Here is a 25,368-nt window from a genome sequence, read left to right as displayed (position 1 = left end):
GACATTTCCTTCAGATTCCACAGTGCTGTGGACAAAGAAAAGCCAAGCCCTCTCGGGCTTGGCCGTCAATTCCCTTTGACTGTACTACTCCAGGATATAGTTATTTTGCAGCGAGATTGCTCAGTGCATTCAGCTTGCGAACGTCAGTAGCAATTTGCTGACGCTTCTCTTGAGGCAACGGGATCATGCCTTTGTCTGTCAGGTAACCTTCATCACCCCAGGTGCGCTCATTGGTGAACTCGGCCAGGAATTGCTTGATGCCCGGTACTACGTCAGCATGCGCTTTCTTCACGTAGATAAACAGCGGGCGGGATACCGGGTAGCTCTGATCAGCAATAGAATCGAAAGTCGGGGCCTGACCTTCAATCAGTGAGCCCTGTACTTTGTCGGCATTCTGATCGAGGAAGCTGAAGCCGAAAATGCCCAGGGCATTCGGGTTGGCAACCAGCTTGTTCACGATCAGGTTGTCGTTCTCACCAGCTTCTACATAAGCGCCATCTTCGCGCACGTTGTGACAAATCGCCTTGTAAGCGCTCTTGTCTTTTTTCTTCATGGCCTTGATCCAGCCAAACTTCTTACAGCCACCTTCCATCGCCAGCTCGGCAAAGGCATCGCGGGTACCGGAAGTGGGGGGCGGGCCCAGAACTTCAATTTTGGTATTGGGCAAAGCCGGGTTTACGTCTTTCCAGGTCTTGTAAGGGTTGGCCACCAGGGTCTCGGAACCGTTAGGGTTTGGTACTTCTTTAGCCAAAGCCAGGAAAATATCCTTGCGGGATAGCTCAAACGGAGCTGCTTTCTTTGCGTTGGCGAGTACGATGCCGTCGTAGCCGATCTGGACTTCCACAACATCAACGCCGTTGCCGTTACACATTTCCAGCTCGGACTGCTTGATACGACGGGATGCACCGGTGATATCTGCAGTACTCTCGCCAACGCCCTGGCAGAACAACTTCATACCGCCGCCAGTTCCCGTGGATTCAACTACCGGGGTTTTGAACTGTGTAGCGCGGCTGAAGCGCTCTGCCACAGTAGTAGTAAAAGGATAAACGGTAGAGGAACCGACAACACTGATGTAGTCGCGAGCCGCCATAGCCACCTGAGAGGTGGCGAGGGTCAATGCCGCCAGGGAAGTGGCCAGAATTTGCTTGTTCATGTGGAACTCCGATGAGTGTTTTTTATTTCACGCGGCGATGCTAGGAACAACGGGTGACGATTCTATGAACAAAAGATGACAAAAAGATGACAGCTTAAAATATGGCTCGCTGGTGCATGGACTGCCAAAACGGTAACCTTCGTGCAACCAAGATAACAATAAGATGTAAAGAGAGAAGCCCCCATGCCTTTTCTGTTGCGTGGAGCCCGTGCATTGGAGAGTCTGTCCAGTCGCACCGGTCACCTGCTGGCCTGGTTTACCTGGGCCATGGTTTTACTGCAAAGCGGTGTCGTGGCACTACGCCATCTTTTCGATAGCGGCTCTATCGCCCTACAGGAATCCGTAGTCTATCTGCACGGTGCTGCCTTTATGCTCGGCCTGGCCTACGCCCTGCAAACTGATGCCCATGTGCGGGTAGACATCCTCTATAGGCGCATGGGGACCAGGGGCAAGGCCTGGGTTAACGCCGTAGGTTATCTCATCTTTTTATTATCAATTTGTACTTTTATGCTGATTAGCAGTTGGCAGTTTGTACTGAACAGCTGGTCAGTGCTTGAAGACAGCGCCAATGCCGGCGGCCTGCCAGGGGTATTCCTGTTGAAGAGCCTGATCCCTCTTGCGGCAATTACCCTAGCCCTGGCCGGCGCAGCCCAGTTTATGCGCGCCCTCCTGCAACTGATGGAAACGCCAGCCCCGACAACCAAGGCCTCAGCCAAGCCCCGGTTACTAAGGCAAGCAGAGGAGGCTGAGGCATGATGGAGTTAATCCCCCTGCTGATGTTCGCCGCTGTCTGTGCAATGTTGATGTTCGGCTATCCGGTAGCCTTCACTCTTGGTGGAACAGCACTAATCACCGCTGGCCTGGGTATTGTGTACGGCGTCTTTGATGCAAAATTGCTGCGCGCCTTTCCCGATCGCCTCTACGGCATTATGCAAAATGGTACCCTGGTGGCCGTGCCATTATTTGTGCTGATGGGTGTGATACTGGAGCGCGCCCGAATCGCCGAGGATTTACTGGTCAACCTAACCAAGGTATTTATGGGGGCGCGGGCAGGAATGGCCATTTCTGTAGTAGTGGTTGGTGCACTGCTCGCCGCCAGCACCGGAATAGTGGGTGCCACGGTAGTAACTATGGGTCTGATGTCCCTGCCCACCATGCTGAAACAGGGCTACTCTCCCAAGCTCGCCACCGGTACCATCTGTGCCACCGGTACCCTCGGGCAAATTATCCCTCCATCTATTGCGCTGGTATTACTGGGAGATACTCTCTCCAATGCCTACCAACAGGCACAGCTGTCTGCCGGAATCTTTAACCCCAAGCCAGTCAGCGTCGGTGACCTGTTTATCGGGGCAATTATCCCGGGCTTACTGCTGGTAGCCGCCTACATTATTTACCTGTTATTCATGGCCCGCCGCGAACCGGTAAAAGCTCCCTCCACCGAACAGGAGGCACTGGAAGTCTGGCCGTTGATTAGCAGCCTTTTTCCTCCTATTGCCCTGATGTTGGTGGTTTTGGGCTCCATTATTACCGGTGCAGCAACTCCCACAGAGGCCGCTGCAGTAGGTGCACTGGGCGCAGGTTTGTTGGCTTATAGCCGTGGTGCCCTGAATTGGGCACGAGCGGGGGAGGTTGGGCGAAGCACCCTACAAGTAACAGCGATGGTCTTCGCAATCCTAATCGGAGCCTCGCTGTTTTCTCTGGTCTTCCGCGGTTATGGCGGCGAAGAATTGGTAACCAGTATTTTTCACAGCCTGCCCGGTGGCGTAGTAGGGGCGACACTATTGGTAATGCTGGTGATTTTCTTACTTGGGTTTATTCTCGACTTTATCGAGATCACCTTTGTAGTGGTACCTATTGTAGGGCCAGTTTTATTAGCAATGGGAGTCGACCCGATTTGGCTGGGCATTATGATCGCCATTAACCTGCAAACTTCATTCCTGACACCACCGTTTGGTTTTGCCCTCTTTTATCTACGCGGTGTCGCACCCAGCTCAATAGCTACTTCCGCTATATACCGTGGTGTTGCGCCCTTTATTGGCATACAGATTTTTTTACTTTGTCTATTGGCGCTCTGGCCAGCTCTGGCAACCTGGCTGCCAGGGATTATTCAAAAATAACAGGTACATACCCTATTTTTACACCTGTTAAAAATAAAAGGGGCCGGCTCAATTGCGCCGCCCCTTCTCAGTCTCTATCGTCAATTCCACACTCCGCACTTAACTACAGAAACATCAAACTATTTGTCTTTTAAAACTTTCACTACACCTTGTCATCCCTCTTTTCAGCAAATACTCCTGTTACATTAACGATTTAAAACCTGGTGCAACTGTCTATATATTGACGATGAAACGCACCTATCGACACTCAAAACAAATAAAGATAACAAACAGGGAATCAAGAACTCTGAAATCAGTCTATCGATTCTTAAAAAGAATTAAGAACATGAATAAATATTAAAAGGGAATTAAAAATGCTGAAGATCTCTAGTCTTTCCAAGACTTATGACAATGGCGTACACGCGCTTAAAAACGTCAATCTGGATATTCCAAAGGGAATGTTCGGGTTGCTCGGACCCAATGGGGCCGGCAAGTCCTCATTGATGCGTACCATCGCCACTCTGCAATTCGCCGATAGTGGATTCATCACTTTTGATGGAATCAATGTGGCCACCAATCCGCAGAAAATCCGTAGTACTTTAGGTTACCTGCCACAGGATTTTGGTGTTTATCCGAGAATCAGTGCCGAAGATATGCTTGATCATATGGCGGTACTTAAGGGTATCAGCAATCGAAAGGAACGCCGCGAGCTGGTGGCTGACTTATTGCACCAAACCAATTTATTTCGTGATCGCAAGAAAAATCTGAGCGGTTACTCCGGCGGTATGCGCCAGCGCTTTGGCATTGCCCAAGCCCTTATCGGCGACCCGCGCCTGATTATTGTCGACGAACCCACAGCTGGACTCGACCCACAGGAGCGCAATCGCTTTCATAATCTGCTCAGCGAAATTGGCGAGAATGTAGTAGTGATACTCTCCACCCACATTGTGGAAGATGTTGCCGACCTGTGCCCCAATATGGCCATTCTCGCAGCTGGAAAAATTGTTGCACAAGGTAAACCTGAAGAGCTGACGTCCAAGCTGCAAGGTCGCGTATGGCGGCGTATCGTCAATAAATCAGAGCTGGAAGAGTGCCGTAATAAATTCGATGTGATTTCCACTCGCCTATTAGCCGGCCGCCATGTTGTACATATACTGGCGGAATCTCAACCGGGTGAAGGGTTTGAACAACTGCAACCCGACCTGGAGGATGTCTACTTCTCCACCCTCTTCAGTGATGAAGAATCTCGAGTGGCTAGCGCCGCCTGAGGCGGGGGAGGGTATCGACATGTTTTTATCTATTGCTAAGTTTGAATTTCACTATCAACTGCGCCAGCCGGTGTTTTATGTCACCAGCCTGGTTTTTTTCCTTCTGACATTTGGCGCCACTGCCTCCAACAGTATACAAATCGGCGGTGCCGGCGGCAGCACCCTAATCAACTCCCCTTTTGCGATCATGCAAACCCTGCTGATCATGAGCTTGTTCAGTATTTTTATTACCGCCGCATTCGCAGCCAACCCGGTACTGCGTGATCGTGATATGAAAATGGATGGTATCGTCTTCAGTACCCCTATCAGCAAGCGCGATTATTTACTAGGGCGCTTCACAGGGTCATTTACTGTTTCTTTCCTGGTATTTTCAGCCTCTGCCCTAGGTATGCTGTTCGGTTCCTGGATGCCCTGGCTGGACCCGGAACGGTTAGGTCCAACACAAATATCTCATTACTTACAAACACTATTCGCACTCATTCTTCCCACCATGCTGTTTTGCAGCGCACTGTTTTTTAGCCTGGCAGCTGTAACTCGCAGCATGATGGCCACCTACTTGGGGCTGATTGCTTTTCTGGTTCTCTATTTTACCAGTCAGGGGATGATGGACGAGCCCGCTTATCGCAGTGTCGTCGCACTGGCCGACCCCTTCGGTCTCGGCGCCTTCGATAATGCCACTCGTTATTGGACCGCCTTCGACCGCAATACTTCCATGGTTGCCCTGGAGGGAGAGTATCTAACCAATCGCATAATATGGCTCATCACCAGTTTGCTTATTATCGGGTTGGGCTATAGATGCTTTTCTTTTGCCGAGCGCAAACCACTCTGGTCACGTCGTCACAGAATAGAGAATCAAACTGAGGAACAGCTTCGTTACAATAAGCCAATACCGCGAATCACTCCTACTTTTGGCGCAACCGCTGTTTGGCAACAATTCCGGGTACGCAGCGGTTTTGAAGTCAAAGCCGTGGTAAAAAGCCTGGCTTTTTGGGTAATTCTCGCAATTGGTGTTCTCAACGTACTGGGTGCTTCCCTTAACCTGGAAGCAATTTTCGGTACCTCGGTTTACCCTGTTACCCGCTCAATGATAAGCCTGATACAGGGCGCCTTCAGCCTGATCATGATGATTATTCTGATCTACTATGGGGCTGAATTAGTATGGCGCGAACGCCAGACCGGCTGCCATGAAATTATGGATGCAGTGCCCACACCGAACTGGGTTTTTGTGGCAAGCAAGTTTATCGCAATGCTGGTGGTTCTAGCCGGTATATTGATTGCCAGTATGCTGACCACTGTCGCTGTACAGCTGGGCAAGGGGTACGCTACCCTCGAGCCAGGGCTTTATTTTTATGGTCTCTGGTACCAATTCGCAATGCCCTTCTACCTGATGGCTGTTCTTTCTATCTTTGTCCAGGTAATTACCCGTAATAAATTCCTCGGCATGTTGCTGATGGTGGGCTACCTGATCAGCTCTATAGTGCTCGACATCTTAGGTTTTGAGCACAACCTCTATCAGTTCGCCGGTTGGAATGCTGCTCCCTACTCGGATATGAATGGCTATGGTCACTTTGAACAGGGTCGCGCCTGGTTTGCATTTTACTGGACAAGCTTCAGCCTGATATTAGCAATGTTGAGTTATGGGCTCTGGCAGCGGGGCACCCTGGCCTCACTAACGAGCAGGCTCAAAGCCCTACGCTTCCAGCTGGGATTGCCCAGCCGTTTAGCTGGTATTACAGCCTTCCTGCTGTTTGTTGCCAGTGGAACCTTTATTTTCTACAACACTAATATTCTCAACGACTATGAAACCAGCAAGGATCGCGAGCAGCTAGCCGCAGACTACGAGAAAAAGTACAAATCCCTGGAAGACAAGCCAGCGCCACATATCATCGATGTCAATGTAGATGTGGATATCTTCCCCGATGAACGCCGCTATGAAGTGCGTGGGCGTTACTTCCTGATGAATAAGCGCGATAAATCTATCAATGAAGTAGCCATCGGACTGGAGCGCGGTCTCACGGTCAACCAGCTATCCCTGAGTCAGGCCAAACTGCGCGAAAAGGATGAGCAATTCGGCCATTATTTCTTCGAACTGGAGCAACCCCTGGAACCCGGAGAGTCACTTACACTGGAGTTTGATCTTAGCAGGATCAGCCGTGGCTTTATGAACTCCGGCTCCTCCACCACTATTGTGCAAAACGGTACTTTCTTTAATAACTTTGAGGCGATGCCCTTTATCGGTTACAACAGCAATATTGAATTAACTGACCGTCACCTGCGCAAGAAATACGATCTACCCCCGCCTCAGCGAATGCCCAAACTGGAGGATACAGATCACTACCGGGAGTCCTACCTGCGCAGCGACTCCGACTGGATTAACTTTGAAACCACGGTCAGTACCTCAGTGGGACAAGTAGCACTGGCTCCCGGCTATCTGCAAAAAGACTGGCAGGAAGGAAAGCGCCACTATTTCCACTACAAGATGGATGCCCCGATTCACAATTTTTTCTCCTACCTTTCTGCGGACTACACCATAGTTAAAGACCAGTGGAAGGATGTAGCCATTGAGGTCTACCATCACAAGCCTCACGACTACAACGTGGACCGTATGATTGAAAGTGTGAAGAAATCCCTGGAGTATTTCAGTGCGGCTTTCAGTCCCTATCAATATCGCCAGTTGCGTATCGTTGAGTTCCCGGGTTATGAAAGTTTTGCCCAGGCATTTCCCAACACCGTGCCCTTTTCAGAATCCATCGGCTTTGTCGCCGATCTCCGCGACCCGAATGAAATTGATTACGTCTTCTATGTAACTGCCCATGAGGTTGCACACCAGTGGTGGGCACATCAGTTGGTCGGAGCCAACGTGCAAGGCGCCACTTTGCTCTCCGAAACCCTGGCCCAGTATTCCGCACTGATGGTTATGGAGCAGGAATACGGTCCGGAAAAAATACGTCGCTTCCTCAAATATGAGCTTGACCGTTACCTGAGCGCGCGGGGTAGCGAACTCCTTGAGGAACTCCCCCTGACTCACAATGAAAACCAACCCTATATCCACTACCGAAAGGGCTCTGTAGCCATGTACGCCCTCAAAGATGCCATGGGTGAAGATGCCATAAATGCGGCCTTGGCATCGTTGCTGAAAGATAAAGGGTTCTCCAGTGACCCCTATCCCACCAGTATGGATTTGGTGGCAAGGCTCAGAGCGCACGCCGAAGCATCTCACCAGGAACTGATTACCGATATGCTGGAGAGGGTAGTTCTTTTTGACCTGAAGATCGCAAAGGCCACCTCTGAGCTATTGGATAATGGTAACTATCGCGTTCTGTTGGAGTTGGAAGCTCACAAGTTCGAGGCTGATGGGGAGGGCCAGGAGCAAGAAATCCCAATGAATAATCGGATAGATATCGCCATTTTCAAGGAAGATCCCGACAAGAACTTTAATTCAGAAAACGTGCTCTACTTCGCCAAACAGGAGATCAGCGAGCAAACCACCGTGCTGGAGTTTGAAGTGGAGGGCAAACCGAGCATCGCTGGAATTGACCCCTACATCAAGATGATTGATAAAAACCCAGACGACAACCTGCTGGAAATAGAGGCTTTGTAAGGCCCAGATCATTAGTCTCCCGGCCATCTGGGGTGGTGGCTGGGAAGCAGGATGGCCAGTTTTCTCCAGCAAATTTGGGATAACACTGGTCAATTACTGCGCAATTTGTGCTAGAATGCGCCACCTTCCCAGAAGTAGTACCCAATAACTCTAACAATCTGTGAGCAGTCGATGTCCGCACTTTCAGCCCTAGATGAAAACCCGCAACCCACAGGTACGCTAACCCTGCAAACCCTGGCCATGCCCCGTGATACCAATCCCCAAGGGGACGTATTTGCTGGCTGGCTGATGTCGCAAATGGACCTGGCGGGCGCAATCCTCGCCCAAAGTATCGCACGGGGCAGGGTAACCACCGTTGCGGTAGGCAGTATGGTGTTTTTACGCCCGGTACCTGTTGGCTCCACAGTCAGCTGCTATGCAGAGGCTATCGAAGTGGGTCGTTCTTCGATCAGGACTATGGTTGAGGTGTGGCTGACACGGGTTGATTCCGGTGAGCAGGTGAAGGTCACTGAAGGTGAGTTTGTTTTTGTCGCTATTGACGATAGTGGGCATACCAGGCCACTGCCTTAAGTTATTCACAAGAAGTCGCTCACTGAATCGCTGCGGGGAACAGTCTGGTACACAGCTTCCCCCTCATTATCCCCATTTAATCCTTCCTGTTCTCATTATCCAGCTCTCGCGCCTGGTAATAGGCCTCTTCACTAATCTGGTGGTAGGGCCGTACATCCCGCTCAAAATCCTTAAAGGCTTTATAGATACGGGCAAACTCAGGGTCCTTGTCTGCAGTCTCCTGCATAATTTGCGTGTTGATTTGCTTTAAATGAGAAAGTACTTCATCCGGTAGACGCCTGAGCTTTACACCGTGCTCTTCCACTAATTCACGCAGGGCTCGGTTATTGCGCGCAGTGTACTCATCCAGCATGTCCTGGTTTGCTTCCCGGGCTGCCACGCGCACAATTGCCTGCAGGTCTTTAGGCAATTTATCGAAGGCTTTTTTATTGACAATAAATTCCATCATCGAGCCAGGCTCATGCCAACCAGGATAGTAATAATACTCGGCAACCTGGTGAAAGCCGAAGGCTAGATCATTGTATGGGCCAACCCATTCGGTCGCATCAATGACGCCAGTCTGCAACGCTGTATAAAGCTCACCACCAGGAATCGTGACGGCCGTGCCGCCGGCCCGGTTTAATACTTCACCTCCCAGCCCGGGAATTCGCATTTTTAAACCCTGCAAATCCTCGACAGAGTTAATCGGCTTATTAAACCAACCCGCCATTTGCACCCCTGTGGAACCACCTGCCAGGGGTATCAAATTAAAAGGCTCGTAAATCTCCTCCCAGAGTTCCAAACCACCGCCGTGGTGGAGCCAGCCATTCATTTCCTGGGCATTCAAACCAAAAGGTACCGCAGTGAAAAACTGGGCCGCCGGAATCTTGCCTTTCCAGTAATAGGCTGCACCGTGCCCCATCTGTGCCGCACCCTCGGAAACAGCGCCGAAAACCCCCAATGCAGGCACCAGTTCACCCGCACCGTAGACCTTAATTTTGAGACGGCCAGCAGACATCTGCTCTACCTCTTTGGCGAAGCGCTCCGGTGCCTGGCCCAGGCCGGGGAAGTTTTTTGGCCAGGTAGTAACCAGCTTCCACTCAAACAATTCTTTATCACCAGTATCAGAAAAGTGTTGTTGAGGCCCTTGAGCCGCACGGGAAGTTACCAGCGCGGCAAAGGTAATTACCAGCAGGGCGAGAAGGCCCAAAATAACGGCGGGGTACCAATTAATTTTTTTCATCGCTTCTAATTATCGTTTTTCTTGTAAGGCGCTGACTGTCAGCTAGCTAACTTTAATTATCGTGGCTCCAGTGATACTGGAGCCACGTGAGATTTGCTTCTTCAAAATAGATTCAGTTTTCCAGCCCCTTGGTCTACAGCGGCTGCAATTTAGCCATAGCCACCACCAGCCATTTACTGCCGGCATCATCGAAGTTCACCTGTACCCGTGCGCGCGGGCCATTGCCCTCAAACTGCACTACGGTGCCCTCACCAAATCTGGCATGCTCCACTCGCCCTCCCAGGGCGAGCGGTGGCAAATCATCAAAGTCTGGGGCCGGGTCGGAAAACTGACCCACTTTGCCATAATCCGCCTGGTATAGTGGCCGGGAAATCTCAGTCTTGAGGCGCACCTCGTGCACCAAATTAGCTGGAATTTCACCAATAAACCGTGAGGGGCTGTTATAGGTCTCACTGCCAAACAGGCGGCGGTTTTCTGCGTAGGTGATATACAGTTTGCGCATAGCGCGGGTAATTCCCACGTAGCAGAGTCGGCGCTCCTCCTCCATACGACCCGGCTCCTGCGCGGACATTTTGTGGGGAAACAGGTTTTCCTCCACACCCGCCATAAATACCAGGGGAAACTCCAGGCCTTTGGCGGAGTGCAGGGTCATTAACTGAACCGCCTCCTCAAACTCATCTGCCTGGCCCTCACCGGCATCGAGGGCAGCGCTGTCGAGGAACTGGTTGAGCAGAGGAATTTCCTCCTCATCTTCCTCCCCTTCGGGCAGGTCCACACCAGAGAAAGCGCGACAGGCAGTCACCAGTTCCTGCAAGTTCTCCACCCGCGTCTGGCCCTTCTCACCTTTTTCCTTGCCGTGGAATTCCAGCAAGCCGCTAGTCTCGATCACATCCTCAGCAATAGCATCCAACTCTTTATCTTCTGCATTCGCTGCCAGCTGGTTAATCAGGTCCAGAAAGCTCTGCAGGGCATTGCCGGCGCGAGCGGCCAATACCCGCTGTTGCAACATCAGCTTGGCCGCCTGCCACAGGGAACAGCCCTGTTCGCGGGCATAGGAGCGCACCATTTCCACCGTGCGCGCACCGATGCCACGGGTCGGCGTATTCACCACCCGCTCAAACGCAGTGTCATCATCGCGGTTGGTAATCAGGCGCAGATAAGACAGGGCATTCTTGATCTCCAGGCGCTCGTAGAAGCGCTGGCCGCCATAGATGCGGTAGGGTACCTGCTCGCGCAGAAGCCCTTCTTCAAGTACCCGGGATTGGGCATTGGAGCGGTAGAGGATGGCAATGCTGTCGCGGCGGTTGCCATCGCGCACCCAGTCATTGATGCGTTCGACAATAAAGCGCGACTCATCCTGTTCGTTGTAGGCCGCGTAGACGGCGATGGGCTCACCCTCTTCACCCCTGGTCCACAACTCCTTACCCAGACGGCCACTGTTATTGGCGATCACCGCGTTGGCCGCATTCAAAATGGTGGAGGTGGAGCGGTAGTTTTGCTCCAGGCGCACCGTCTGGACTTCTTTCAGGTCTGTGGAAAAGTGCTGAATATTCTCGATCTTGGCACCGCGCCAGCCGTAAATGGACTGGTCATCGTCACCCACAGCGGTGATATGGCACTGCTCACCAGCAAGCAGACGCAACCAGGCGTATTGAATCGTGTTGGTGTCCTGGAACTCATCCACCAGGATAAAGGGAAAGCGCTGGCGGTAATGGGCGAGAATAGCGTCGTTATTCAACCAGAGTTCATGGGCGCGAAGTAACAGCTCACCGAAATCCACCAGCCCACCACGCTGGCAGGCCTCTTCATAGGCAAAGTAGATCCGCACCATGGTCTGCAACCATGGGTCGGCGCCAGCATTGATATATTGCGGGCGCAGGCCTTCATCTTTCTGCGCACCGATCCACCACTGGGTTTCCCGCGGCGGCCACTTTTTATCGTCCAGCCCCAGATCCGCCTGTACCCGCTTGATCAGGCGCAGCTGGTCGTCGGAATCCAGGATCTGGAAGTTCTGCGGCAACCTGGCCTCTTGCCAGTGGGCTTTGAGCAGGCGATGGGCCAGGCCGTGGAAGGTGCCCACCCACATGCCGAAGGTATTCACCCCCAGCAGCTCTTCGATACGAGCGCGCATCTCGCGGGCCGCCTTGTTGGTAAAGGTCACCGCCATAATGGAATAGGGCGAGGCACCTTCCACCTGCATCAGCCAGGCGATGCGGTGCACCAGCACCCGGGTCTTACCCGAACCGGCACCGGCCAGAACCAATTGATTGCCGGGCGCGGCTGCTACTGCTTCGCGCTGGGCGTCGTTGAGGGGGTCTAAAATCTGAGATACGTCCATGGGCGATGATTGTACCAGAGCTGCTGTGCGAGACCTGTGTAAATAAACAGCATTTTACCCATCCTGACAACGCAAAGCCGCTCGCCAGCGGGGGGCACAGCCGCTACACTGCGCCATCTGGCATAGCGAAGGTAGTCTTGTGAAACCAGCGGAAGTCACGCAAAAAATCAGCGAACAACTGTCATCCATGCGCAAATCTGAGCGCAAGGTGGCGGAGTATATCCTCGCCAACCCGGATGAAATTATTCATATGCGTATTGTTGACCTGGCCACCGAGGCCCAGGTAAGTGAGCCCACGGTAGTGCGTTTCTGTCGCGCAGTAGGCTGCTCGGGGTTCCAGGAGTTCAAGCTGAACCTGGCCCAGCAGCTGGCCTCCAGCCCCAGTTTTGGCCAGATTGCAGTAACCGAGACCGACACCATTGCTGAATACAAGCGCAAAGTATTCGATTCCACTGTGGATACATTGTTGAAGGTACGCGACAGGATTGACGACCGCGCACTGGAAGCCGCTGTGACCGCCATGGCCGCCTCCAAGCGGGTAGAATTCTTCGGCTTTGGTGCCTCCGGTGCTGTCGCTGCCGATGCTCAGCACAAATTCTTTCGCCTGCAACTGGCTACTGCCGCACACTCCGACCATCACATCCAAAATATGTCGGCTATGTCGATGCAACCAGGGGATGTTGTGGTGGCTATTTCCCAGAGTGGGCGGACCAAAGCACTGTTACGCTCCATGAGCATGGCAAAAGAGCAGGGCGCTCTGGTCGTGGGCCTGGCCCCAAGTGGCTCCCCGGTAGCCCAGCAGGCGAGTATTCCACTGGAGGTGGATGTAGAAGAGGATATCGAGATCTACACGCCACTGTCTTCTCGAATCGCCCACCTGGTGGTAATTGATGTGCTCGCAATTGGCGTAGCCCAGCGTAAAGGACCACAGTTGCAAGAGCACCTGTTAAAGCTCAAACAGGGCCTTTACACCCTTCGTGAAGACAAGCACTGAGAGCATGAGCGTCCGCATAACGAAAAGATTAACCGCAGGCACCGCATTGACGGCTTCCCATAGCAGCCAATGCACTGCCATCGGCCAACAGAAATTTATTGCTCCAGCACTATTAACTATCCCATAAATACTGCAATACAAAACTAAACTGCTTGGCATCCCCAACAAAGACACCCCGAGATTGAACGCATGAATATTGCATTGATCGGTGCCAGTGGTTTTATCGGTTCTGCACTGTTGGTCGAGGCCTTGGCAAGAGGGCACCGGGTCACAGCTCTGGTTACCCACCCCGAGAAGCTACAAACCCAGGAGAGGTTAACCGCAACCCAGACCGACGTATTAAACACTACGCAGCTTGCCGACTTATTGAGAGGCCACGATGCGGTGATCAGTGCTTTTAGCGGCCACGCCCAACAGGATATTCACGGCTATTACCTGCGAGGCTTCGAATCAATTCTCAACGCCTGCAAAGAGGCGGGGATAGATCGCCTTCTAGTTGTTGGTGGCGCCGGCAGTCTTGAAGTTGCTCCAGGAGTGCACTTATTGGAAACTCCCCAATTTCCACCGGAATGGAAAGCCTCAGCTCTCGGTGCCCTTGATGCCCTCAAGCGACTAAAGCAGGAAAATACGCTACAGTGGACTTTCCTGAGCCCCGCCGCCTTGATCGAGCCCGGCGAGCGCACTGGTCATTTTCGTCTCGGAGGCGACCAGCTGATGGTGGATAGGGATGGCCGTAGCCGCATCTCCCTAGAGGATTACGCCATAGCAATGATCAATGAGCTGGAGCAGCCTCAACATATCCAGCAGCGTTTTTCAGTTGCCTACTAATGAAAACTGTTAAGTTAAAAGATACTGAGTTATTGATAAGCTGGTGAAAAGGTCACTGTCCCGTTACCATTGGGTCACATTGGAGCCTTGGCCAAAGGCCACCAAATACGTACCCTCGGCTGGATAAACACCAATTTTATGTTTGAAATCCAGCCGACATACCCGAATAGACCGCCTTCTCAGCGCCTTTCGCGATACGAAAAAGCTCTCTACCGAAAGAACCGTCTTAAACTCACAGGTTTGATATTGAGCTTGCTGTAGTCTCGACTGTGGTCTGCCATAACAGATCGAGCAATGCGTTTTACGGTTTTCCACTGAGCTGTATCAGAGTCAACTATGAGTTCGAAGCCAAAACCTGATGAAAAAACCACACCGCGTTGGCTGGTGGTATGGCTGGCGGCTCTCGTATCCTTGACGCCCTTTTCGATTGACAGCTACCTGCCAGCTATTCCCGCCATGGCTGCAGCGCTGGATACTGAGGTGGAGCGAGTACAGTATTCAGTTTCCAGCTTTTTGTTGGGTTTCGCCCTGGGGCAATTGTTCGGTGGCCCACTATCAGATCGCTGGGGACGCCGCTTAGTGGGGACTATTGGTCTAAGCATTTATATTGTCAGTTCTCTGTTAGTGCTGCTCACAGACCATGTCGACCAGTTGATTATCCTGCGCTTCCTTCAGGCCATCGGTGGCGGTTTTGCTACTGTGATCTGCGCAGCAATTGTGCGCGACCTGCACAGTGGGCGCGAAGCAGCCAAGATTATCTCTATGATCAGCACCATAATGTTGATCGCTCCCCTGATCGCACCAGTCATTGGGGCACTCCTTCTGGCCATTGGTGGCTGGCAAAGCATTTTTGTTTTTTTACTCTTGTACGCATTGGCAATGCTGGTTCTGGTGCGCCTGTTATTGCCGGAGACCGTGCCGCGCTTTACCCGCGCGCGTCGCCAGCTAATGCCTCTGGGGTCCTTGATCTCAAGTTATGGGCAGGTATTGCGCAATCGCCGGGCCCTCGGTTTCCTGGGCGCCCAGGCCTGTGTGAGCGGCTCGATGTTTATCTATATCACCACAGCGCCCTTCGTATTTATGGATTATTTTGAGGTCAGTGCCAGCCAGTTTCCCCTGTTTTTTGGCAGCTGCATTCTGGGCCTGATCTGCATGGTGCAGGTCAATATACGGCTGTTAAATCTGTTTCAGCCGCGCAATATATTGCTGGCAGGCATCTCTCTACAGATACTGGGTTGTGGTCTGCTGTTGCTGGGCACTATGACTGGAATTCGGGAAATTACCTTGTGGATGGTGCCACTGGTACTGGTGATGAGCTGTATCGGCATGACAGGCCCCAACGCTGCAGCGTGCTATCTAGAGTTCTTCCCCAAAATCAGTGGCAGTGCCAATGCCCTCTATGGGGCCACCATATTTATTACCGGGGGGGTCCTGGGCGGATTAGTCAGCAGCATACACACCGGCACCCTGGTGCCTATCGCCGCATCTATGTTTGGCTGTGCGGTGGCAGCATTTTTTTCCGCCATGGTAATCGCTCAGGCGCGCAAGCCCATCGAATCAGATATACCGGCTACCAAACGATTCACCCCACGCTAATCCATGAGGATACCCTGGCAACTGGTCCTACAATTCTTCCTCTTGTAGGGCCTGCTGTACCGATGGCCGTTCCGACATTCGCTTCTGGAACGCCTGCAGCTTGGGCCAGCGCGCCATATCAAACTGCTGGGCTTCCATCCAGCGGGACAGCACATATAAGTAGGCATCCGCCACAGAAAATTCATCGCCCATCAGGAAGTCTTTGTCCAGGCGCTTTTCTATATAGTCGAAGCGTCGTAACAAGCTTTCGCGCGCTTGCTCCTGCTCATCCTTGGCGCCATCCCAGAACAGCGGTTTAAATAATTTATGTACCTCTGCACTGAGGAAATTAAGCCACTCCAACAAGCGGTAATGGGCGAGGCTACCAACTGGCGGAGCCAGGTGCGCATCTGGCTTTTGTTCCGCGAGAAACTGTACTATCGTCGACCCCTCTGTCAGTATTTCCCCACCTTCCAACTGCAGGGCAGGGATGTAACCTTTCGGATTTATCTTCCTGAAGTCATCGCCGTTTTCCATGGTATGTGTCTTCAGATCAACCTTGCACAAGTCCAGATCAATACCCGCTTCAAGCGCGACAATATGTGGGGATAGCGAGCAGGCGCCGGGAGTGTAAAAGAGTTTCATTGCGGTCCTCAGGTAACAGTTGCGCAGCAACCAGCAGTATAGGCGTGCATTTTTAAAACGTTACCTAGCCGCGCCTATGCGGTGCAGCGTAATCCAGCTGTGGTCCCTTTGGCACAATTCCAGTGGGGTTGATATGCAGGTGGCTACCGTAGTAATGATGCTTGATATGGAAGAAATCCACGGTTTCCGCTACTCCCGGCCATTGAAACAGCTCCCGGGTAAATCCCCACAGATTCTTAAAGTCAGCCAGGCGCTGCTTGTTACATTTAAAATGGCCATGATAAACAGCATCAAATCTGATTAATGTTGTAAACAGTCGCCAGTCGGCCTCTGTTACCTGATCTCCAGTCAGATAGCGGTTATTCTGCAGGCGCTGCTCCAGCTGTTCGAGAGTACTGAAAAGCGACTCATAAGCTCGCTCATAGGCCTCTTGGGTAGTGGCAAAGCCGGCACGATAAACCCCGTTATTTACGGTTTCATAAACCACATCATTTGTCGCATCTATATCGCCCTGCAGGTCATCGGGGTAAAAGTCATCCTCGCTACCGGTGAGACGATCAAAGGCACTGTTGAGCATTCGGATGATTTCAGATGATTCATTGCTAACAATACACTGGCGCTGTCTGTCCCACAGCACTGGTACAGTGACACGTCCACTGTAATCACTGCGATTGCGCTGATATAGCTGGTAAAGGTAATCATATTGAAAGAGGTGATCACCACTGCTGCCTTCCTCGGTGTTGAAGGACCAACCATGCTCACGCATAAAGGGGCTGACAATAGAAATATCTATGTAGTCGCGCAGATTTTTTAATGTGCGGAAAATGAGCGTACGGTGGGCCCAGGGGCAGGCGAGTGAAACATACAAGTGATAGCGACCCGCCTCAGCGATAAAGCCTCCCTCTCCACTCGGCCCCGGGGCTCCATCACTGGTCACCCAATTGCGGAGCTGTGCTGCCTCACGCACAAACTCACCCTGGCTTTTACCAGTGTCATACCAGTGGTTGCGCCACTGTCCATCGACCAAAAGGCCCATCACTACCTCCCGGCGCTCTCGTGAGTTACCTCCTAGTCCCTGTTGAAATCAGCGCAGTAACTATTTTTTACGGAACCAGTGGTCCAGACTGAAGCGCCCTGCACCAGCGCAGGCAAGAATCAAAAAGCCGCCGGCAATGGTGATGTTTTTCATAAAGCTGGTCATCTCACCTGAATCTCCGGGAGAGAAGTGCACCATCCAGGCGCTGGCAAGGCAGAAAAGAAACAGGATTATCGCCGCAAAGCGGGTAAAGAGGCCAAAAAATACTGCCAGCCCCCCGAGCAACTCAACCACAATCACCAGAGGCAGTAAAAAGGCCGGGAGTCCCATGGATACCATAAATGCCTCTGTCATTTTATAGCCGCCGATTTTGTTCCAGCCGGCAAAAATGAATATCAGAGACATCAATATTCGTCCTACCAATTTGGAGGTGTCGCACAACGCAGGATGGTTCGCCATAACTTCCTCTCTCGTTACAGGGGAATTACAGACAATGGAATGCCTCCAGTGTAGTTGGGAACTGTTATGGGAGACGGATGCCGCGCATCGAATATTAGTAATAATCAGACTTAACAAGGAAATAGACGCCAAAATATCGACGAAAATCCATAAGTGGCAGCCTGGACAGCTTCTACTCCTCACCTGGGCGCAAAATTGAAAAATGCAGTTGTGCCTCACTGGGGAGCCGTTACAATTGCGCGCCCCTAATGAAGGCGCTGGCCGGCAGTATCCACATGGCGCGCCCCTGCGTAACCCCGGAACCGGAGCCCTCCTCACGGGAAAATCGAGCGGCGCTCGCACGGCTACAATAACGGCACGCTCACAATTGATAAATTTGCCCGCTGAGAGAGCAGGTACCACTGCTCCTTTTTGAGGGTTGGGAGTAATCCCGGAAATTTCACCCCTGGAGTCCACGCACGGCATGGAAGTCTATTACACCTTTTGTTTTCTTGCCGCTGTGTCGGTTTTTCTCGGCTTCCTCAACCAGTACGTTTTGCGCGCGCAAACCACTATCGCAATCACCGCGGGTGCGCTGGCACTGTCTCTTATAGTGACTGGTCTGGGCAAATTGGGTGTGGTCGAACTGCGCACCTGGGCAGATCAACTACTGCCGTTGCTCAACCTGGAAGATATTCTGCTGAAGGGCATGCTGGGATTCCTGCTTTTCGCCGGCAGTTTACATATCGACCTGCTGGCACTGCGTAACCAGAAAATCGAAATTGGCCTGCTGGCGATCGTCGGCACCCTGATTTCTACATTTGTGGTAGGGGCACTGCTGTACTGGTTTCTTATGTTGATTAATATGCCAGTCGCCTTTGTTTACTGCCTGCTATTTGGCGCACTAATATCTCCTACAGACCCCATCGCGGTGCTGGCAATAATGAAAAACCTGAAAGCACCCGAGCAGGTATCTATCCAGGTAGAGGGGGAGTCCCTGTTTAATGATGGCTTTGGCATAGTGATTTTCGCTGTGATCTATGCCCTGGCCTTTGAGGGCGGCCAACCGACTGTTCCCGCAGTCGCCGAGCTATTCATCGTGGAGGCGATCGGCGGTATTTTGCTTGGCCTGATTATCGGCGGGCTTTTTCACTGGTTGATCTGCTGCACCGACGACCACAGTCTGGAATTATTGCTAACCCTGGTGATCCCCACTGCAGGCTTCTCGCTGGCGAATATCCTCGGTGTTTCCGGAGCCCTGGCGATGGTAGTAAGCGGCATTATTATCGGTAACTTCACCCGTGAACGGGGCTTTTCCCGTGTGAGCCAGCATGAGCTGGATAATTTTTGGAATATTACAGAAGATTTTCTCAACGGCTTGCTCTTCCTGCTGGTGGGCCTGTTCCTGATCACCATCGACCTACGACCCGCAGACTACCTGCTAATGGTAATGGCAATTGTGATAGTGCTGCTGGCCCGGGTCATGGCGGTGGGAGTGCCCTTCCTGTACCTGAAGAGGCGCCGTCGCTATCACCCCTATACCAACCGGATACTGATTTGGGGTGGCCTCAAAGGGGGATTGGCTCTAGCGTTGGCTATGTCCATCCCAGCTGGCAGCGCTTTTGTACAAGGGCAGGACCTGCGTTACCTTTGGGTGGTAATGACCTACGGCGTGGTGCTCTTTTCTATCGTGGTGCAGGGCTCTACCATAGCCCCGTTAATTCGCCGCAGCCGAGAGTTTGCCGAGCCCGAAAGTACAGTGGGCTCCAACCAGCAACACACCGCCAAATAGCGATAATTCATCAATGGAACACTCTAACTTCCTCGTAGAAGCCGTCATTTTTATGGCTGCGGCGGTGATCGCCGTACCCATCGCAACCCGTCTCGGCCTCGGCTCAGTACTCGGTTATCTGCTCGCTGGAGTCGCGATAGGGCCCAGTGCCCTGGGCCTGGTGGGCGATGCCAGCGACGAGATGCACGTGGCCGAGTTTGGGGTGGCCCTGATGCTGTTCCTGATCGGTTTAGAGTTACAGCCAAAAAAGCTGTGGCAAATGCGGGGAGCCATTCTCGGTACAGGCAGCGCCCAGCTCCTATTGACCGCTGCCGCTGTTGCCGGGGTAGCCCTGCTTTTATTTGGCTTAGACTGGCGCTCAGCGGTTGCTATCGGACTGATATTGGCACTTTCTTCAACTGCTATTGTTTTGCAATCCCTCAGCGAAAAAGGGCTGCTGAAAACCCAGGGTGGGCGCAGTGCCTTCGCAGTATTGCTGTTCCAGGATATTGCCGTTATTCCCATCCTTGCACTTTTACCACTACTTGCCGGCACTCCCGCCGAAGCCCACGCCAGTGGCCTGAGTGGCTGGCAATATGCTGCCGCGGTGATCGGCACCATTGCCGCTTTTGCGATTAGCGGCCGCTACCTACTCGGCCCATTGCTGCGCCTGGTCGCGGGCAGCCAGGTGCGCGAGATGTTTACCGTTACCGCCCTGTTAATAGTCTTCGCCGCCGCAGCGGTAATGACCTGGCTGGATCTATCACCGGCACTGGGTACCTTCCTGGCCGGAGTGCTGCTGGCGGAAAGTGAATTCCGCCATGAACTGGAAGCGGATATTCAGCCGTTCAAAGGGCTACTTCTAGGACTGTTCTTTATTGCCGTTGGCGCGAGTCTGAACTTCGCCCAGATTGCCGAGAACCCATTGCTGTTGTTCGGCCTTGTCATCACTCTGGTCCTGGTTAAGTTTGCCGTTCTTTTTGGCCTTGCACGCATGATGCGCCTTTCGAAAGGGGAGGACTGGTTATTCGCCCTATCCCTCGCCCAGGCGGGGGAATTCGGCTTTGTGCTCGTCTCCTTCTCCACCCAGATCCAGGTCCTGGATGCCGGTGCCAGCAGCCTGCTGGTTGCTTTGATTGCCTTGACTATGGCACTCACCCCGGTATTGCTATTGATATTCGAACAATTTATCCAGCCACGCTTTCTGGTTGGGCCTGAAAGTCCTGTGGAGGTAGATACCCCCCCACCAGTAGACCATGGCTCGCCGGTAATTATTATCGGCTATGGTCGCTTTGGGCAGATCACTGGGCGCCTGCTCAACGCCTGCGGCTTCGGCACTACTCTGTTAGAGCGCAATGCAGAACAATTGGATCTCGTGCGTCGCTATGGCATAGAAGCCTACTACGGGGACGCTTCGCGAGAGGACTTGCTACGTGCTGCCGGTGCCAAAAATGCACGTCTTGTTATCCTGACACTGAGCGACCAGGCCGCATCTCTCGAAATTATCGCCCAGCTGCAAAAGCATTTCCCGCATTTGATTATTCTCGCAAGGGCGCGCAACCGCATGCACCAATATGCACTGATGGAGGCCGGAGTAAAATATATCTTTCGTGAGACCGTGGATTCGGCACTGGCAATTGGTGAGAAGGCCTTAATATTACTCGGCCTTAGTCCGATGCAGGCGCGTAGAGCAGCACGTAAGTTCAAACAACACGACGAGCGTATGCTGGAGGCTCTATTTCCCTACTGGCGCGATGAAACCCAGCACATAGCCCAAGCCCGAATCTATCGAGAACAGCTGTTACAGGCACTACAGCAGGACAGACGCGACAAAGACCTCCACTTGGATCACTACTGGGAAGAAGCGCAACCAGAGACAGAGAAGCCTTAGGGTTGCCGAGGAGTTGAACGGGTATGGCGCGGACCTGGAGACTTTCTAGCCTTTTGACATCAGGCTCGCCTCTACCAAGTCTACTTCCATTACCAACTTGCGATGGAGTTCATCATCGATTTCCCTGCGCACTCTCAGGGTAAAAAGTTGCTTGCGCTCAGCGGCAAGAGCCGCCAGGCGGAAATTACGCTCGACTCGCGCGCGCACCCATACCTGTTCCTCATTTTCATCCTCGCCAGTACTGATACGGCGACGATAGACTTCCAACAGGTGATCAATCGCCTCATAGGCAACATCTTTGTGCTCCCAATGCGCATTGATAGTACTGCGTAATATTATCAAGCGTTCCTCTGCCGCCTTAGCCGCTGACATCCTTGCACCTCGCTCATCGCCAATCGCTGCCAGTTGCGGTGTATCCGGCAAATGCTTCAGCAACAAGGGAAGTGCAAAACTGGCCAACAACAGTGAAAAAAGGATTACCCCCATGGCAATAGCCAGCGCCAGTTCCCGCCCCGGCAAGGGTGAGCCGTCAGGTAACAGAAGAGGAAGGGAAAAAGCTCCTGCAAGGGTTATCGCTCCCCGTACCCCTGACACAGTCAATACACTGACCAATATCAAGTGTGCTGAAAGTGAGCGTATGCTCCGACGAAAACGGGAAAAATAGAGAGATACCCACACCCAGATAAAACGCAGTAAAAGCAGTACCAAAGATATTGCCAGGATATATAGAGCCACCATGCCGAGGCTGGTATGCCTTGCACCGGCGAGATCAGCCTCTGCCAGTCGAACCAATTGCTCACCGAGTAAAACGAAAATAATCCCATCCAATACCGTTTGCACAGTCTTCCACACAGCGCGGCGATCCATACGTGTCGTGGACATTTCCGAGCCGTGTAGATTAGTGTAATGAGTAGCAATACCTGCCGTTGCCGCTGCCAGAATCCCGGATACCTGTAGGCTTTGACCTGCCATATAAGCGGCAAATGGCACTAATAAGCTCACCAGTATCTGTATTGCAGAGTCCTCACCACCTATTCGCACCAGCCAGCGCAACAAATATCCGCAAATAAAAGCAACTCCGGCTCCAATTGCTATGCCGCCCACTGCAACCCAGACAAAACCACCCACCGCTTGCGAAAAGGAAAAGCTGCCGGTCATCGCGGCTGCCACTGCGAACCGGAAAATATCCAGTCCCGACGCATCGTTGAACAAGGACTCCCCAGCAAGAATATGTTCCAGCCGCGCTGGCATGGCATTACCACCATGCACAACTGAAACTGCAACCGGGTCTGTGGGCGCGAGTATCGCCGCTACAGCAAAAGCTACGGCAACAGGGATGACCGGCACCAGCCAATAGATAAAAAAGCCCATGCCCACTACGGTAAAAACCACCAGACCAACAGCCAGGGTTACAATCAACCCCAAATCCCGGAAAAAAGCACCCTTGGGAATACGCCAACCGGCAAGAAATAGCAGGGGAGGAATAAAAAGAAGAAAGAAAATTTCCGGGTCGAGCGGTATCTCGATACCGAAAACCCCACCTAGGATAACGCCGCCAACAATTTGTATTAATGGGAGGGGGATGGGTAGCGGAAGGATACGAGCGACAATAAGGCTAAGTGCCACCACCAATAGTAAAAGCAGCGCAAGAACGAGATAGTGCATCGCCCACTCAGGATCCTTGAAAGGCTCACCGCATAGCGGCATTTAACCCGACATCCAACGGGCTAATCATTTCAGCCAGTATAGGAAACTGTGAATACCCAATACATGACTACTTAATCAAACATATCCGGCTGCTCTTCACAGATCACACTATACAAAGGCTGGAAGCTGAATAGCCCAGCCAGTTCTGTACCCACCACTGCACGAGTCCGGATAGCCACTTCCGGGTCAATTAATACTGGTTTTCCAGCCGCTTCGGCCATTAATTGCGCCTGGCAACTACGCTCCATAGTAATATACCACCAGGCCGCCTCATCCACAGTTTTCCCCACAGTAAGCAAGCCATGGTTCTGCAATATCAGTGCTTTGTAATGGCTTAGCGCTTTTGCCAGGGCTACTCCCTCTCCCATCTCCAGAACAACACCGGAGAAAGTATCCAAAAGCCCGTGGTCAGCAAAAAAAGCACAGGCATCCTGTGTAATAGGGTCCAACAAACGTCCGAGGGTAGACCAGCTTTTACCGTATAGGGAGTGTGCGTGTGCCGCTGCGACAATGTCCGGACGGGTTCGGTGAATATGAGAGTGAATAGTAAAAGCTGCCCCATTTAAATAACCATTGCCTTCAACCACCTCACCTTTGTGATTGACCAGCAATAATTGCGACATGCGTATTTTCTGGAAAGCCACCCCCATGGGATTTACCCAAAAATGATCCTCAAATTCTGGATCCCGTACGGTAATGTGGCCGGCTATTCCCTCATCGTAGCCAAACTTTCCAAATAATCGAAAAGCAGCTGTCAGTTTTCTTTTCCTCTCTTCGCGTATCTGCGCCGGTGGTAATAATGGATCTCCCAGCAACATACTGATGTCGCCATTCATAACCGCAGCATCAATGCCTGTTTTTTTTCTTATTTTTTCTACAGTACTCATCTGCTGGATCTCTCTAATAGAAAAATTCCGAAAGCCGGTTATAGCACGTAATATCTATTTTAAGCGAGAGGAAGTGTTATAACTTTTTTAAAATAAAGCCAATTAAGCAAATGACTTTTATGCCTTTAATTAAGATTTATCTGTCGTGTATTTTTTTGCATAACAACCAAGCTTTTTTGCTGATTAAAAAGTATGGGACATATCACTATGCCCCATATTTTTTAAGAAAAATTTTATCTGAAAAACGCTTTAACGAAAATTATTGTTCCGATGATTCAATCGAATCCCTCCAGGACAACTTTTCCCTTGGCTGCCTGGGATTCGATAAAAGCATGAGCCTTGCGCAGGTTTTCTGCGTTTATTTTCCCAAAATGCTGGCCAAGAGTAGTTTTAATTAACCGGCCATCAATCAATTCAGACAGTTCGCTGAGTAACTGGTGTTGCGCGCCCATATCTTCAGTTTCAAATAGTGAGCGGGTAAACATAAATTCCCAGTGTAACGAGATGCTCTTTTGCTTGAACGCTATCACATCGAGCGAATTGGGGTCATCAATTAAGGCAAACTTACCCTGGGGCTTTATGCACTTTACAATCTCAGCTTGGTGATCTTCCGTATTGTTAAGACTAACGACATAATCGACCTCATCAAGCCCGGCACCTGCCAACTCTTCACTCAAAGGATTATTGTGATTAATAACCTGATGCGCCCCCAGGCTTTCCAGCCAGGCTTTCGTCTCCGGCCGTGAAGCTGTGCCAATTACCGTAAGGTTGGTCAGGCATCGCGCCAGCTGAACCAAAATAGAGCCCACGCCCCCAGCGGCACCTATTACCAGGATGGACTTGCTATTGGCCCCTTTACCCGTCTCTACCTGTAAACGATCAAAGAGCATTTCCCAGGCGGTAATAGCAGTCAGGGGCAGGGCAGCGGCTTCCGCATCAGCCAGGCTATACGGCGCACGGCCAGCGATACGCTCATCTACCAACTGATACTGGGCATTGCTACCTGGGCGGGAAATATCACCCGCATACCAAACACGGTCACCAACGGTAAACTCAGAAACCTCATGGCCAATCTCTTTAACAATTCCTACCGCATCCCACCCCAGAACTTTCCAATGCCCCTCAGCTGGCGTCGCCCTGGAGCGCACCTTGGTATCCACAGGGTTTACCGATATCGCACTAACTTCAACCAGTAAATCTCTCCCAGACACTTTGGGAACCGGCAGAGAAATATCCTGCAGTGATTGAACATCGGAAATGGGCAGGGAATGTTGATAACCTACGGCCTTCATCATGGTGCAAATTCCTACTTATATAGCTTCGTTGAGATGGCTCCATCTTAAGCACC

General features: G+C 51.9%; 19 protein-coding genes. 10 read left to right on the top strand and 9 right to left on the bottom strand.

Annotation, left to right across the window (positions count from 1 at the left end):
* Nucleotides 1-100 precede the first annotated feature (100 nt).
* Nucleotides 101-1,153 (bottom strand): PstS family phosphate ABC transporter substrate-binding protein, encoded by a 1,053-nt coding sequence (locus ABWV76_RS09825; protein ID WP_020413941.1) that lies wholly within the window; start codon nucleotides 1,151-1,153, stop codon nucleotides 101-103.
* A 183-nt stretch (nucleotides 1,154-1,336) separates the two neighbouring features.
* Between ABWV76_RS09825 and ABWV76_RS09820 the strand changes: the two genes are divergently transcribed.
* From ABWV76_RS09820 to ABWV76_RS09800, 5 genes are all read left to right on the top strand, one after another.
* A complete protein-coding gene (locus ABWV76_RS09820) occupies nucleotides 1,337-1,909 on the top strand; it encodes a TRAP transporter small permease subunit (protein WP_353375865.1) in 573 nt (190 codons plus the stop codon).
* On the top strand, nucleotides 1,906-3,270 hold the full coding sequence (locus ABWV76_RS09815) for a TRAP transporter large permease (RefSeq protein ID WP_353375864.1): 1,365 nt from the start codon (nucleotides 1,906-1,908) through the stop codon (nucleotides 3,268-3,270). The genes ABWV76_RS09820 and ABWV76_RS09815 overlap by 4 nt, the downstream gene beginning before the upstream one ends.
* Nucleotides 3,271-3,623: 353 nt before the next feature.
* Complete coding sequence (locus tag ABWV76_RS09810) at nucleotides 3,624-4,517, top strand: ABC transporter ATP-binding protein (protein WP_020413938.1); 894 nt, start codon at nucleotides 3,624-3,626, stop codon at nucleotides 4,515-4,517.
* Nucleotides 4,518-4,536: 19 nt separating this feature from the next.
* Entirely contained in the window at nucleotides 4,537-8,118 is a 3,582-nt protein-coding gene (locus ABWV76_RS09805) for an ABC transporter permease/M1 family aminopeptidase (protein ID WP_353375863.1), read from the top strand.
* A 171-nt stretch (nucleotides 8,119-8,289) separates the two neighbouring features.
* The gene (locus ABWV76_RS09800; RefSeq protein ID WP_020413936.1) at nucleotides 8,290-8,688 is read left to right on the top strand and encodes an acyl-CoA thioesterase; all 399 of its coding nucleotides are present in this window, start codon (nucleotides 8,290-8,292) and stop codon (nucleotides 8,686-8,688) included.
* 76 nt (nucleotides 8,689-8,764) lie between these two features.
* On the opposite strand, the gene ABWV76_RS09795 is transcribed toward ABWV76_RS09800, so the two are convergent.
* Both ABWV76_RS09795 and uvrD read right to left on the bottom strand, forming a co-directional pair.
* The gene (locus ABWV76_RS09795) at nucleotides 8,765-9,910 is read right to left on the bottom strand and encodes a TRAP transporter substrate-binding protein (RefSeq protein ID WP_353375862.1); all 1,146 of its coding nucleotides are present in this window, start codon (nucleotides 9,908-9,910) and stop codon (nucleotides 8,765-8,767) included.
* Nucleotides 9,911-10,043: 133 nt separating this feature from the next.
* Entirely contained in the window at nucleotides 10,044-12,248 is a 2,205-nt protein-coding gene (gene uvrD, locus ABWV76_RS09790) for a DNA helicase II (RefSeq protein ID WP_020413932.1), read from the bottom strand.
* A 139-nt stretch (nucleotides 12,249-12,387) separates the two neighbouring features.
* Here uvrD and hexR point away from each other — a divergent pair, with 139 nt between their 5' ends.
* The 3 genes from hexR to ABWV76_RS09775 all read left to right on the top strand — a co-directional run bounded on the left by hexR (nucleotide 12,388) and on the right by ABWV76_RS09775 (nucleotide 15,666).
* Nucleotides 12,388-13,242 (top strand): transcriptional regulator HexR, encoded by an 855-nt coding sequence (gene hexR / locus ABWV76_RS09785; RefSeq protein WP_020413930.1) that lies wholly within the window; start codon nucleotides 12,388-12,390, stop codon nucleotides 13,240-13,242.
* 189 nt (nucleotides 13,243-13,431) lie between these two features.
* Complete coding sequence (locus ABWV76_RS09780; protein ID WP_282952071.1) at nucleotides 13,432-14,070, top strand: NAD(P)-dependent oxidoreductase; 639 nt, start codon at nucleotides 13,432-13,434, stop codon at nucleotides 14,068-14,070.
* Between the two features lie 336 nt (nucleotides 14,071-14,406).
* On the top strand, nucleotides 14,407-15,666 hold the full coding sequence (locus tag ABWV76_RS09775; RefSeq protein WP_020413928.1) for a multidrug effflux MFS transporter: 1,260 nt from the start codon (nucleotides 14,407-14,409) through the stop codon (nucleotides 15,664-15,666).
* A 27-nt stretch (nucleotides 15,667-15,693) separates the two neighbouring features.
* On the opposite strand, the gene gstA is transcribed toward ABWV76_RS09775, so the two are convergent.
* From gstA to ABWV76_RS09760, 3 genes are all read right to left on the bottom strand, one after another.
* Nucleotides 15,694-16,290 carry a glutathione transferase GstA gene (gene gstA / locus ABWV76_RS09770; RefSeq protein WP_020413927.1) on the bottom strand — a complete coding sequence of 199 codons (597 nt, stop codon included), beginning with the start codon at nucleotides 16,288-16,290 and terminating at the stop codon, nucleotides 15,694-15,696.
* Nucleotides 16,291-16,354: 64 nt separating this feature from the next.
* Nucleotides 16,355-17,326: a glutathione S-transferase family protein gene (locus ABWV76_RS09765; RefSeq protein ID WP_353375861.1), complete on the bottom strand. Its 972-nt coding sequence runs from the start codon at nucleotides 17,324-17,326 to the stop codon at nucleotides 16,355-16,357.
* 60 nt (nucleotides 17,327-17,386) lie between these two features.
* On the bottom strand, nucleotides 17,387-17,785 hold the full coding sequence (locus ABWV76_RS09760) for a DoxX family protein (RefSeq protein WP_040628926.1): 399 nt from the start codon (nucleotides 17,783-17,785) through the stop codon (nucleotides 17,387-17,389).
* 463 nt (nucleotides 17,786-18,248) lie between these two features.
* Here ABWV76_RS09760 and ABWV76_RS09755 point away from each other — a divergent pair, with 463 nt between their 5' ends.
* Complete coding sequence (locus ABWV76_RS09755) at nucleotides 18,249-19,556, top strand: cation:proton antiporter (RefSeq protein WP_020413923.1); 1,308 nt, start codon at nucleotides 18,249-18,251, stop codon at nucleotides 19,554-19,556.
* 13 nt (nucleotides 19,557-19,569) lie between these two features.
* On the top strand, nucleotides 19,570-21,426 hold the full coding sequence (locus tag ABWV76_RS09750; protein ID WP_020413922.1) for a monovalent cation:proton antiporter-2 (CPA2) family protein: 1,857 nt from the start codon (nucleotides 19,570-19,572) through the stop codon (nucleotides 21,424-21,426).
* A gap of 45 nt (nucleotides 21,427-21,471) precedes the next feature.
* Here the strand turns inward: ABWV76_RS09750 and ABWV76_RS09745 are convergent, their stop codons facing one another.
* From ABWV76_RS09745 to ABWV76_RS09735, 3 genes are all read right to left on the bottom strand, one after another.
* The gene (locus tag ABWV76_RS09745) at nucleotides 21,472-23,091 is read right to left on the bottom strand and encodes a Na+/H+ antiporter (RefSeq protein WP_026305151.1); all 1,620 of its coding nucleotides are present in this window, start codon (nucleotides 23,089-23,091) and stop codon (nucleotides 21,472-21,474) included.
* Between the two features lie 113 nt (nucleotides 23,092-23,204).
* Entirely contained in the window at nucleotides 23,205-24,020 is an 816-nt protein-coding gene (locus ABWV76_RS09740) for a class II aldolase/adducin family protein (RefSeq protein ID WP_020413920.1), read from the bottom strand.
* Nucleotides 24,021-24,295: 275 nt separating this feature from the next.
* Complete coding sequence (locus tag ABWV76_RS09735; RefSeq protein WP_020413919.1) at nucleotides 24,296-25,315, bottom strand: zinc-binding alcohol dehydrogenase family protein; 1,020 nt, start codon at nucleotides 25,313-25,315, stop codon at nucleotides 24,296-24,298.
* Nucleotides 25,316-25,368 lie beyond the last annotated feature (53 nt).

The sequence above is a fragment of the Microbulbifer sp. NBRC 101763 genome, from assembly GCF_040371615.1.
Lineage (GTDB): Bacteria > Pseudomonadota > Gammaproteobacteria > Pseudomonadales > Cellvibrionaceae > Microbulbifer > Microbulbifer variabilis.
The sequence above is the reverse complement of the archived record's forward strand: the minus strand, read 5'-3'. Positions and strand labels throughout refer to the sequence as shown.

Coding starts and splice junctions, on each gene's coding strand:
- ABWV76_RS09775 (WP_020413928.1), top strand. CDS start 14,407: ATGAGTTCGAAGCCAAAACCTGATGAAAAAACCACACCGCGTTGGCTG.
- ABWV76_RS09750 (WP_020413922.1), top strand. CDS start 19,570: ATGGAACACTCTAACTTCCTCGTAGAAGCCGTCATTTTTATGGCTGCG.
- ABWV76_RS09760 (WP_040628926.1), bottom strand. CDS start 17,785: ATGGCGAACCATCCTGCGTTGTGCGACACCTCCAAATTGGTAGGACGA.
- ABWV76_RS09780 (WP_282952071.1), top strand. CDS start 13,432: ATGAATATTGCATTGATCGGTGCCAGTGGTTTTATCGGTTCTGCACTG.
- gstA (WP_020413927.1), bottom strand. CDS start 16,290: ATGAAACTCTTTTACACTCCCGGCGCCTGCTCGCTATCCCCACATATT.
- ABWV76_RS09805 (WP_353375863.1), top strand. CDS start 4,537: ATGTTTTTATCTATTGCTAAGTTTGAATTTCACTATCAACTGCGCCAG.
- uvrD (WP_020413932.1), bottom strand. CDS start 12,248: ATGGACGTATCTCAGATTTTAGACCCCCTCAACGACGCCCAGCGCGAA.
- ABWV76_RS09765 (WP_353375861.1), bottom strand. CDS start 17,326: ATGGGCCTTTTGGTCGATGGACAGTGGCGCAACCACTGGTATGACACT.
- ABWV76_RS09740 (WP_020413920.1), bottom strand. CDS start 24,020: ATGAGTACTGTAGAAAAAATAAGAAAAAAAACAGGCATTGATGCTGCG.
- ABWV76_RS09820 (WP_353375865.1), top strand. CDS start 1,337: ATGCCTTTTCTGTTGCGTGGAGCCCGTGCATTGGAGAGTCTGTCCAGT.
- ABWV76_RS09735 (WP_020413919.1), bottom strand. CDS start 25,315: ATGATGAAGGCCGTAGGTTATCAACATTCCCTGCCCATTTCCGATGTT.
- ABWV76_RS09745 (WP_026305151.1), bottom strand. CDS start 23,091: ATGCACTATCTCGTTCTTGCGCTGCTTTTACTATTGGTGGTGGCACTT.
- ABWV76_RS09755 (WP_020413923.1), top strand. CDS start 18,249: ATGGAAGTCTATTACACCTTTTGTTTTCTTGCCGCTGTGTCGGTTTTT.
- ABWV76_RS09810 (WP_020413938.1), top strand. CDS start 3,624: ATGCTGAAGATCTCTAGTCTTTCCAAGACTTATGACAATGGCGTACAC.
- ABWV76_RS09795 (WP_353375862.1), bottom strand. CDS start 9,910: ATGAAAAAAATTAATTGGTACCCCGCCGTTATTTTGGGCCTTCTCGCC.
- ABWV76_RS09825 (WP_020413941.1), bottom strand. CDS start 1,153: ATGAACAAGCAAATTCTGGCCACTTCCCTGGCGGCATTGACCCTCGCC.
- ABWV76_RS09800 (WP_020413936.1), top strand. CDS start 8,290: ATGTCCGCACTTTCAGCCCTAGATGAAAACCCGCAACCCACAGGTACG.
- ABWV76_RS09815 (WP_353375864.1), top strand. CDS start 1,906: ATGATGGAGTTAATCCCCCTGCTGATGTTCGCCGCTGTCTGTGCAATG.